This window comes from Nonomuraea cypriaca (genome assembly GCF_015645445.1).
GTDB classification, from domain to species: Bacteria; Actinomycetota; Actinomycetes; order Streptosporangiales; family Streptosporangiaceae; genus Nonomuraea; species Nonomuraea cypriaca.
In genome coordinates, this window is the sequence record NZ_JADOGI010000302.1 from 1 (window position 1) to 10,857 (window position 10,857).

The following is a 10,857-nucleotide window of genomic DNA, read 5'->3' on the forward strand; positions in this document are numbered from 1 at the left end:
ACCTGATCCGCCTGGACGCCTGGTGGAATGGACACGCCCTCGACCGGACCCGAACCAGCCATCTCGCTCGCCTCGAACTGGCAGAACTCGCCCTGACCGCTTGAACTGGAAGTTAGCCAGCAGGGTCAGCAGGGCGGGCAAAGACAGTAGGCGCCGGGCAACGACGTATACCGTGGACAACATCACGCGACATGATCCCAGGCGGGCCATGGCCTGTGTGGACGGCGTCAAGGAATGTTCCACCGCCACAACGATGTCAGGGCCACGGTCACCCGCGGTGGATGGCGTCGGCCAGGCCGGCCGGAGTGCCCCGCGAGCTCCACACGCCCAGGCGCCGCGGGGACAGCAGCTCATCGACGACTAGATTCGCCGCCCCGATGAGGCCGGCGGAGTTGCCGAGCGTCGCGATCTGGATGGCCAGGTCTGCTGTGGCGCTGGGCATGCAATGGCGTTCGACGGCGGCCCGGAAGGCCGTCACGAGCGGATCGCGGAGGTCGAGCAGTCCGCCGCCGAGCAGGATTAGGTCAGGATTGAGTCCGTTGACCAGAACGGCGGTGACCTTGCCGAGCAGGTCGCCGGCCCGGGTGAGGAGGTCGATGCTGACCGCATCCCCCATCGAAGCGGCGGCGAACACCTCCTGGGCGCCGATCCTGCCCGTCTGTCCCAGGATGGCAGCGAGGATGGGGCTGCGGCCGTCTCGTGCTGCCTGCTGGGCTTCCTGTGGGGTAGCGCGACCTCCGCCCACCAGGTCGAGGGCGACAACGTCAACAACGACTGGTGGGAGTTCGAACAGGACCCGCGCTCAGCGGGCCCGCACGGTAGGCCTTGAAGTTCAGCCCGGCGGCGGTGAGCCTGACGGTGCCAGCGGTCCGCAGCTCGATCGCGGCGAACCGGAAGCCGCCGCGAAGCCCGCCGGTGTAGGTCCGGGCGCTGGTGACAGTCAGGTTGACCTGTGAGCCGTTGTCATTGACGAACGCGCCGCTGCTGTTGGTGAGGAAACCGAGTGCCTCGCTGGTCGAGATGCGTACTGTGTTCGACGTCGCCGGGGCTCTGGGCGTCGAGGAGGAGACGGTGATGTACGGCGTACCGCCGACCTCCTTGCCGAAGTCGAGCACGATGGCGGCGCTCTGACCACCAGGCGCGACGGTCAGCACAGCGGAAGCGGTGCTCTGGCCTACCAGGGTCCCCGCGTTGGTGACGGAGCCCTGCGTCCGGACGACACGGGTGGGCCGCACGTCATTGCTCGACGGTCCCGGCACCAGGCTTTGCCAGTTGGGATTCGCCGGCCATGTCGGTAGCTCCGCGGCTGAGGAACGGCTTGCCGGAACGATGGCCATCGCCATGGCCAGGACGATGGCCATCAGCCCTACGATGAAGTGCCGACGCACCGGGAGTGCGCTGGATCCACGAATCTGCTCCACGGGGATCTCCTGATCGACACGCGCACAGCGGCGAGGCGCGCCCCGGAACGCTGCGCACTGGGACACGGAATGTGACCGTGCTGTCACCCCGCTCTTCGCGATCGGCGTGAAGAGCGGGGTGACAGCCCATCAGCCGGTCGTTGTCGCCACGAAGGTGAACGAACCGGACGGGACGCTGTAGACGGCGTAGCCGCCCTGCATGCGCAGGAACGAGGCCCGATGGGAGCTCGCCTCGGGGCGCCGTTCCTTGGCCGGTACCCAGACCTCGGCGGTGGTGTTGGCAGGGATCTCGACGGTCAGCTTGAACGTTCGCTCCGCGCGACTCCATTCGGACCGCGCCACGCCCTGGGGCGTGGTGTAGCTGCCCTTGACCAAGGTGAGGTCGCCGACCGGCTTGGGCTGGATGACGAGCTTGCGGTAGGCGGTCGAGCCGTCGGCCTCGCGGATGCCGGCCAGGCCGCTGTGGAACCACTCCTCGATCTGCGCGAGGATCATGTGGTTCTTGGAGTCGCCCCGGTTCCACCGCTCGCCGATGGTGGTCATGCCGCCGGGATTGGCGGTGGTGGACTCCATGAAGTAGCCGTAGCTCGGCTGATCGTTGCCCTGGAGCAGCTCCCACAGCACGTCATCCCGGCCGCCGGCGGCCAGCGCCCGCACCGTCGGCGCCATGCCGATGGTGCCGCCGCTGAAGTGCGGGCCTTCACCATTGGGATGGAAGGCGTGGACGAGTTCGACGAGCGCGTCGAGAACCGCCTGGCGTTCGCTGTCGGGGACGAGTCCAGCGTCGAGGGCGAGCGCCTGCGCGGTCTGCGTCGCACCAGCGGTACCGGCGTTGCCGTCGGTGGTGTAGCGGCGCAGCTGCTGGTTGTAGAAGTGGGCGTTGAAGGCGTTCTTGATGTCGACGGCGAGTGCCCGGTAGCGGGCGGCGTCGTCGGCGTGGTCGGTCAGCTGGGCCATCGTGGCCAGCTTGCTGATCATGATGTAGTAGCCCCAGGTGCCGGTGATCCGGCCCGAGGTCTGGTCGGCGGCCACCCAGTCGGCCAGGGCGGCGTCGACGATGTGCGCGTTCTCGCCCGTCCCGACCTTCTGGCTCTGGATGTAGTCGGCGAAGTCGACCATCTGGTCGTAGTAGCGGGTCATCGCCTCGGTGTCGCCGTACAGTTCGTACAGCATCGCCGGGACCAGAATGATGGCGTTGCCCCAGTTGATCTCGTCACCGAAGCGCCCGCTGTAGCCCCAGTCGTAGACGGGGGTCTTCAGCGCCACGTTCCCTGCCATCGGGGTGTCAGCCTTCGACTGTCCCTCCACCAGGTGCCGGATCGTGGTACGCAGGTAGGCGCCGAGCTCGTAGTTGCGGTGGATGGAGCCCATCGGCATGGTGTAGTCGGCCGGATAGGACAGCTTCTCGCGGCCGGGGCAGTCGGTGAACACCGACATCATGTTGGCGGAGAACGAGTAGCGGGCCATCGTGTGAATGCGGTTAATGCGCGCGTTGGAGGTGGTCACCTCGCCCGCGGTGGGGGTCGCGGCCTGTAGCCGGATGCCCTTGATCAGGTCCTTGGTGGGGGTGTATCCCTCCGGCAGGCCGGTGACCTGGATCCACTGCATGCCGAAGTAGTTGAAGTCGGGGTGCCAGGTTTCCCCGCCGCGCAGGCCGGCGGTGGTGTAGGTGTTGAACAGGTCACGCCCTCGGGAGCCGCCTCCACCCATCAGGGAGGCCTGGTCGACGGTGCCGTCGGCGGCGAGCGATTCGGCGGGTGACATCCGGATGGTGGTTCCGGCGGGCACGGTGCCCTTGAGGTTCAGCTGCGGCCAGCCGACGATGTTCTGCCCGAAGTCGAACACCCAGGTGCCCGGCGCCGGGTTCGTCATCGACACGGGCTTGAACGTTTCGGCCACTTTCACCGGCTCGGCAGCACGTGCGACCAGCTTGGTGGCCAGGTTCGGCGGCGGCGCGATGCCCGCGTTCACCCAGGACATGTCCGAGCTGTCGCGCCGCTTGGCGCCGGCGCCGAGGTCGGAGCCCGGCGCGTCCCAGCCGGGCTGCTCGCGGCGGGCGTCGTAGTCCGAGCCGGAGTACCAGGCGTCGGTGACGAGTGGGCCGAGCGCGGTGCGCCAGCTCCGGTCGGAGACGATGGGCTCCGTCGATCCGTTGCTGTAAGTGATCTCCAGTCGTGCGATCAGGCGCGGGGTGACCGCCGCGCCCGCGCTGGCGTCGCTGGCGGCGATGTTGTTGCCCGATCCGGTCACGGTCGCGCCCGCGGCGTGCGGCTTGGACAGCCCCGGTGTGAAGGCGATGCCCGTTCCGTCGGCGCCCGCGGTGCCGATCGCGGTGATCGCGCGCGATTCGAGATTCTCGCCGCCGTCACCGGTGTCGATGTTGATGGTGCCGCCGACGTGGTAGTTGCCGACGTTGTCCAGTTTCACGGTGGTCGCGCCGGCGGCGGCGTCGGTGGCCAGAGCGCCGCTGCCCTTCAGCTGGCTCTGCCACCAGGAATAGGGCGCCGTGCGGCCTACGGCCGGGTTGGTGACGCTGCGCCGTACGTAGGCGGGCCCGTTGCCGAGCCGGACACCCACGGTGTTGGCTCCGGCGCGCAGGTCGTCCGTGACGTCGTAGGTGCGGTACTCACTGGAGAGCTGGTAGTTGGCGTTGCCGGGGGCGAGGGCCTCGTCGTTGAGCTGACGACCGTTGAGGGTGGGCAGGTGCAGGCCGACGCCCGACAGGTACAGGCGGGCGCTGCTTACGCGCTTCTTGCGGTCAACGGCGAACTGACGAGCGAAGATCGGCATGGGCTGTGCTTCTGTACGTCCGGGGTATTCGATCCACCGGGCCGCGCCCCAGTCGCTCTGCTGAAGCAGGCCCATCTCCCAGGCGGCAGGTTTGCTCCACTCGGAGGCCTGCTTGCCGGCATCCCAGACGCGTACCTGCCAGATGACCTGCTGGCGTGAGCGGAGGGGCTGCCCGGCGTAGCGGATGCCCGACTGGGCGGCGGAGTTGACCTTGCCCGAGTCCCAGATCAGCCGGCCTCGCTCGAGGTTCTCCTCGCTCGTGGCGGCCTGCACCTGGTAGCCGGTCTGTCTGTCGCCCGGGCAGGCGGCCCGCGAGTGGGGCCGGTAGCACGGATGGGCGCGGGCCCGCTTGGTCTCCCTCATCCGCCACCCCAACGAGGGGACGGCACTGTCGATGACCACGGGCTCGTCGTACCTCCCGTCCACGTTGAGGTCGACCACCTCAACGGATGCCTGATCGCCACCACCAGCGAGGGCAGGTGGAGCACTCAGCGGCTGTGAGAATACGAGAACAGTCGACATTCCCAGCCCTGCGAGCACGCGGATCCGACGACGTAATTTGGACACAGACTCACTTCCTTCCCGACCGGCGGTATCGCGCCGGCTGGTTCTTCGCCTGCTGGTTCCTGGGGCTCCGTCCTTACGGGACGGGAAGCGACCAGGCGAACTCACCCGGGCGGGTGAGAAGCCAATCAGGCGCTGGACTCGCCGTCGTGTCCCACCACGACCGTCCGCGGGCACGCGTCCGACGATGAGCGGTCGGGCGAACCAGGAAGGTCGGCATGAGGGCGGAACTCGGGACCGCCGGTCTGAGTCAGCGCATGAAGCAAGGGTCAGCTACTGCCGATCCGAAGCAGATCAGTCATGCGACCATGAGCGGCAGGTGCCGCGGTGACCAGGGTGGCGCTCGCGGGTCGATAGCGTTGCGCGCTTGCGGTAACTGGCGTGCCTCCCTTGTACGGTGTGGGCCGCTGCCACGCGGGGCTGAGATCAGAAAGCAGCCGCTTGATCCCAGAGGCCGGCTTCGCCAGCCTTCGGCACTAGGGGGAAAAAGCCTTGAGGAGGCTGCCGTCACGGGAACGTGCAGGTCATCGTCTACGCAGGTGGCGATGGGCTTGCGCATGGCCGCGCCTCCCGGTCCGCTAAAACGTTTTAAGCGACCCGTCGCTGTTGTTAACGTAAGCGTTACGCGAGGCGCCGTCAAGACTGTTTGAATACCGATTCCCGGTCCATGTCCTGCCTGAAGGAGTTGCTCCGTAATTGGCAGGGTACCGTTATCCAGTGCTACGCAGCCTTTGATCTGGTGTGGCTCCGCCATGGAGAGCAGCTTGCCGGCCCTCCATGGCAGCGCTTGCGTAAGCCTGGCCCGGTTCGGTCTTGGCGGCCTCAGCAAGGCGGCAGCGGCTGCCATGCCGCATGCAGGATGCCAGAGCAAGCGGCGGTTACGGACAGCCGAATGTGCAAAGGCGCTGGTCAACGCCCGGCAGACCGCTGGGCATGGGCCGGGGCTCCCAGCGGCCAACCGGTTTTCCACGCGCGCCGAGCGTATGAAGGCTGGGATCGCCACGGTCTCGTTGCGGCCGAATCGTGATGATTCTCCCTCGACGCCCCTTTGGCCACGATGGTTGAAGGGGCGGGGACATCATGGCTGGTCAACGGCCCATTGACAGGCAGGATGACCTCATCTACGGTCTGGGTCACTTAAAACGTTTTGCCTGTGGTGTTGGAGGGCATGTGATCAACTCACCTCCCATCCTGGAGTTGCGGAACATCAGCAAGTCTTTCGGCGCTGTGCAAGCACTCTCGAACGTGCGCCTGGAGCTGCATGCCGGCGAGGTTCACGCTCTGGTGGGGGAGAACGGCGCAGGCAAATCCACCCTCGTGAAAACCCTTGCGGGTGCCCACCAGCCCGACGCCGGAGTGGTGTTGCTCGACGGCCGTGAGGTGGTCCTTTCGAGCCCGGCGGACGCCCAGGCGGCCGGGATCGCGGTGATCTACCAGGAGCCGACGCTGTTCCCGGACCTGTCAGTGGCGGAGAACATCTTCATGGGCCGCCAGCCGCTGCGACGCCTGCGCCGCATCGACGCGAAGGCGTGCCGCACCAGGGCGGTGGAGCTGTTCGACCGGCTGGGCGTGCCTCTGGATCCGGACCGTCCCGCGCGCGGGCTGTCGATCGCCGACCAGCAGCTCGTCGAGATCGCCAAGGCGCTGGCTCTGGATGCCCGGATACTCGTCATGGACGAGCCGACCGCGGCGCTGTCGGGAGTGGAGGTCGAGAGGCTGTTCTCCGTGGTGCGGTCGTTGCAGGAGGCAGGCGCGGCGGTCCTGTTCATCTCGCACCGCTTCGACGAGGTCTTCTCCTTGAGCCGGCGCATCACCGTGATGCGCGACGGCCGCTGGGTCTCCACCGACCCGGCCGACGCTCTCACGGTTGATGAGGTCGTCCGGCGGATGGTCGGCCGCGAGGTGTCGGCCCTCTTCCCGAAAACGGACACGACCGCAGGGGCTGAGCGGTTGGTGGTGCGCGGCCTGACACGGTACGGGGTGTTCGCCGACGTGGGATTCACGGTACGGGCGGGAGAGATCGTCGCCCTGGCCGGGCTGGTCGGAGCCGGCCGGAGCGAGGTGGCCAGGGCCGTGTTCGGCGTGGACCGCTACGACGCCGGCCAGGTGCTGGTGGACGGCCGTACATTGACCCGTGGAGACACGGCCGCGGCCATCGCGGCCGGGCTGGCGCTCGTGCCGGAGGACCGCCGCCAGCAGGGCCTGGTCATGGAGCTGTCGGTGGAACGCAACGCCACGCTGACCCGGCGCTGGCGGCTGAGCCGGCTCGGTCTGCTGTTCGGCGGCGCCGAACGCCGCGCCGCCACGATCTGGAGTGACCGCTTACAGGTCAAGACGGCTGACCTGGGAGATCCGGTGTCGGCGTTGTCGGGCGGCAACCAGCAGAAGGTGGTGCTGGCCAAGTGGCTGTCCACCGACCCGCGGGTGCTGATCGTGGACGAGCCGACGCGGGGGATCGACGTGGGCACCAAGGCCGAGGTGCACCGGTTGTTGTCGGAGCTGGCCGGGCAGGGCGTGGCGGTGCTGATGATCTCCAGTGAGCTGCCCGAGGTGCTGGGGATGGCTGACCGGGTGCTGGTGATGCACGAGGGCCACTTGGTCACCGACATCCCCAGGGCACGAGCCGATGAGGAGTCGGTGATGCTGGCCGCGACCGGGCAGGGAGGTGCCCCGTGACGGCGTTGCAGACACAGCCGCCCTCGCAGCGGGGCGCCTCTGACAGCTCCCGCCTCGTGCACCGCTTCTTCCTCTTCCGGGAGCTGGGTATCGCCCTGGCCCTGGCGCTGCTGATCGTGGTGACGACGATCGTCAATCCGCGCTTCCTGACCCCGCAGGGGATCAAGGATCTGCTGCTCGGCTCGACCATTCTGGCCGTCTTGGCGGTCGGGCAGACGATCGTGGTCGTCACCCGCAACGTGGACCTGTCTGTCGGCTCGGTGCTGGGGCTGTCGGCGTTCGCCACCGGCAGCCTGTTCATGGCGAACCCGAACCTGCCGATCCCGGTGGCACTGCTGGTCGGGGTGCTGCTGGGCGCGGTGTGCGGGGTCGTGAACGGCGGGCTGATCGCCGCCGCGCGGGTCCCGGCGCTCGTCGTCACCCTGGGCACCCTGTACGTCTTTCGCGGCGTGGACTACACCTGGGCGACCGGCCGGCAGATCAACGCCGCCGACATGCCGCCCGGATTCCTGCACATGGGCAACGCGACCGTGGCCGGAGTGCCGGTACTTACCCTGTTCGCGATCGTCGTGATCGTGGTTGCGGGCTACTACCTGCGCACGTTCCGCAGTGGCCGTGAACTGTACGCGATCGGCTCCAGCCCGGCCGCCGCGCGGCTGTCCGGCATCCCGGTGGGCCGTCGCGTCTTCGCCGCGTTCGTTGTGAGCGGGGCGCTGGCCGGCCTGGCCGGCGTCCTGTACGCGGCCCGCTTCGGAACGCTGGACGCCAACGCCGGCAGCGGCTTCGAACTGAACGTCGTGGCCGCGGTGGTCATCGGCGGCGTGGCGATCTTCGGCGGCAGTGGCTCCGTCTACGGCGCGGCGCTGGGTGCGGTGCTGCTGACCACGATCGGCAGCGCCCTGCCGGTCCTCGGCGTCAGCCCGTTCTGGCAGCGGGCCGCCGTCGGCGCGCTGATCCTGGCCGCGATCGGCCTCGACCGGGCGCTGGCCGTCCGGCTCACCCGCACGCTACGCCACTCGACGCGGACGGAGGGACCGTGATGAAGCGACAAGCACGCACTCGCGCAATCCTTGGCTCCTGGGACGCCGTCCTGCTTATCGCCGTGGTCGCGGTGGTACTCGTGGGCGCCCTCGCCATCGAGGGCGTGGCCAGCCCGAGGTTCTGGCGGTTCGTCACCCTCGAGGCCATCCCCATCGCGCTCATCGCCCTGCCCATGACGCTCATCGTCATCACCGGCGAGATCGACCTGTCGGTCGCCAGCATCCTCGGCCTGACCTGCACGGTCATGGGCCAGATGTGGCTGTGGGGGATCACCTCGCTGCCGCTGCTCCTGGCCGTCTGCCTGCTGCTGGGGGCGCTGCTCGGCGCGGTCAACGGGCTGTTCGTCACCGCCTTCGGGCTGCCGTCGCTGGCGGTCACCATCGGCACGCTCGCCCTCTATCGCGGCCTGGCGTACGTGGTGCTCGGCGACCGCGCCGTCGCCGACTACCCGCCCGAGTGGACGATGGGCGCCATCGCTCCCATCCCCGGACTGACCATCCCCTGGATGATCACCGTGGTGGCCGTGCTCGCCGTCGTCTTCGGCGTCGTGCTGCACGCCACTCCGATCGGACGAGGCCTGTATGCCATGGGCAACAACGCCGAGGCCGCCCGCTTCACCGGTATCTCGGTGCTCCGCACCAAGTTCTGGCTGTTCGTGGCGACCGGCGCGATGTCGTCGCTGGCCGGGGTGTTCTGGACGCTTCGCTTCGCCAGCGCCCGCGCCGACAACGGCAACGGCCTGGAACTGGCCGTCGTGGCCGCCATCCTGCTCGGCGGAGTGTCGATCTTCGGGGGCCGCGGCCGTCTGATCGGGGTCATCGCCGCCGTCATCCTGCTCGGCATCCTGCGCAACGCCCTGCAGTTGGCGTACGTGCCGGCCAACACCCTCACCATCATCACCGGCTCCCTCCTGATCGTCTCCGTCGTCGGCCCGAACGTCGCCGGCATGGTGCGTGATCGGCTGCGCCGACGACGACCCACCACCCCCTAACCCAGACAGCGGCCGAGTGAGCGGCACGCCGAAAGGAACCCAACATGGCAGCGAAGAACACCGGAGTCCGGGCGGTGGCCCTGGCCGTGCTGGCCGCGCTCGCCCTCGCCGTCAGCGGTTGCGCCAGTGAAGAGACGCCGGCCGCCCCGCAAGCCTCCGCCGGTGCCAGCGGCAGCCAGGCGCCAGCAGCGATCAAAGAGGGCCTGAAGATCGCCTTCTTGCCCAAGGCGGTCAACAACCCGTACTTCGACGCCTCCGACAACAAGGGCGGCAAGGTCGCCGTCGAGGAGTTTAAGGGCGTCTACAGCCAGACCGGCCCGTCGGAGGCCAGCCCGTCGGCTCAGGTCAGCTATATCAACACGCTGTCGCAGCAGGGCACCGACGTCATCGTGGTGTCCGCCAACGACAAGGACGCCATCTGCGGGGCCCTGAACGAGGCCCGCGCGGCCGGCGCGAAAGTCGTCACCTACGACTCCGACACCAACCCCACCTGTCGCGACGCGTTCATCAACCAGGCCAGCGCCGAGGGCATCGCCGCCTCCCAGATCAAGCTCATCTCGGAGGCGGTCGGCCCGGACGGCGGCGAGATCGCGATCCTGTCCGCGACGGCGAACGCGACGAACCAGAACGCCTGGATCGAGATGATGAAGACCGAGCTTGCCAAGCCGGAATACGCCAAGCTCAAGTTGGTGGGCACCGTCTACGGTGACGACGACGACCAGAAGTCCTTCCAGGAGGCTCAGGGCCTGCTGGCCAAGTACCCGAATCTGAAGGGCATCATCTCGCCCACCACGGTCGGTGTCGCGGCGGCCGCCCGCTACCTGTCGGGTTCTGAGTACAAGGGCAAGGTGCAGCTCACCGGGCTGGGCACACCGAACCAGATGCGCGCCTTCCTCAAGGACGGCACGGTCAAGTCGTTCGCCCTGTGGAACCCCTCTGACCTGGGCTACCTGGCCGCCTACACCGGCGGGGCGCTGGCCTCGGGCATGATCGCAGGCAAGGAGGGCGACAAGTTCACCGCGGGCAAGCTGGGCGAGTACACCGTGGGCAAGGACGGTGCCGTGCTGCTCGGTGACCCCTTCGTCTTCACCAAGGACAACATCGACGACTTCGACTTCTGACCTGAGACGCCCGCGGCTCCCGCATAACCCGCCCTGCGGTCACTGCGCGGGAGCCGCACCCCTCCACCATCGTCTGCATTTAGGGCTCGGACAGCTATGACTGACATCAAGGCCACGCTGCGGGCGCAGCACATCGAGACGCCGTCGTGGGCGTTCGGCAACAGCGGCACCAGGTTCAAGGTGTTCGCGCAGAAGGGGGTGCCGAGGGACCCGTACGAGAAGCTGGCCGACGCCGCCCAGGTGCACGCCTACA

7 protein-coding genes and 1 pseudogene are annotated in these 10,857 nt (G+C 68.2%); 5 read left to right on the forward strand and 3 right to left on the reverse strand.

The window, feature by feature from the left end; genetic code table 11:
* Positions 1-268 precede the first annotated feature (268 nt).
* The 3 genes from ITP53_RS49715 to ITP53_RS49725 form a co-directional block, all read right to left on the reverse strand.
* Positions 269-745: an ROK family protein gene (locus ITP53_RS49715; protein ID WP_195902479.1), complete on the reverse strand. Its 477-nt coding sequence runs from the start codon at positions 743-745 to the stop codon at positions 269-271.
* Positions 746-764: 19 nt separating this feature from the next.
* Positions 765-1,361 (reverse strand): hypothetical protein, encoded by a 597-nt coding sequence (locus tag ITP53_RS49720; RefSeq protein ID WP_195902480.1) that lies wholly within the window; start codon positions 1,359-1,361, stop codon positions 765-767.
* A 189-nt stretch (positions 1,362-1,550) separates the two neighbouring features.
* Entirely contained in the window at positions 1,551-4,652 is a 3,102-nt protein-coding gene (locus ITP53_RS49725) for a family 78 glycoside hydrolase catalytic domain (protein WP_207757550.1), read from the reverse strand.
* A gap of 1,329 nt (positions 4,653-5,981) precedes the next feature.
* Between ITP53_RS49725 and ITP53_RS49730 the strand changes: the two genes are divergently transcribed.
* The 5 genes and pseudogenes from ITP53_RS49730 to ITP53_RS58675 all read left to right on the forward strand — a co-directional run.
* Positions 5,982-7,451, forward strand: coding sequence for a sugar ABC transporter ATP-binding protein (locus ITP53_RS49730; RefSeq protein WP_328818364.1), 1,470 nt, complete (start codon positions 5,982-5,984; stop codon positions 7,449-7,451).
* Entirely contained in the window at positions 7,448-8,491 is a 1,044-nt protein-coding gene (locus ITP53_RS49735; RefSeq protein WP_407941400.1) for an ABC transporter permease, read from the forward strand. The genes ITP53_RS49730 and ITP53_RS49735 overlap by 4 nt, the downstream gene beginning before the upstream one ends.
* On the forward strand, positions 8,491-9,483 hold the full coding sequence (locus ITP53_RS49740; RefSeq protein WP_195902483.1) for an ABC transporter permease: 993 nt from the start codon (positions 8,491-8,493) through the stop codon (positions 9,481-9,483). The genes ITP53_RS49735 and ITP53_RS49740 overlap by 1 nt, the downstream gene beginning before the upstream one ends.
* Before the next feature lie 44 nt (positions 9,484-9,527).
* Positions 9,528-10,604 (forward strand): rhamnose ABC transporter substrate-binding protein, encoded by a 1,077-nt coding sequence (gene rhaS, locus ITP53_RS49745; RefSeq protein ID WP_195902484.1) that lies wholly within the window; start codon positions 9,528-9,530, stop codon positions 10,602-10,604.
* 96 nt (positions 10,605-10,700) lie between these two features.
* Positions 10,701-10,857: pseudogene (locus ITP53_RS58675) on the forward strand (L-rhamnose isomerase); the annotation flags it as partial.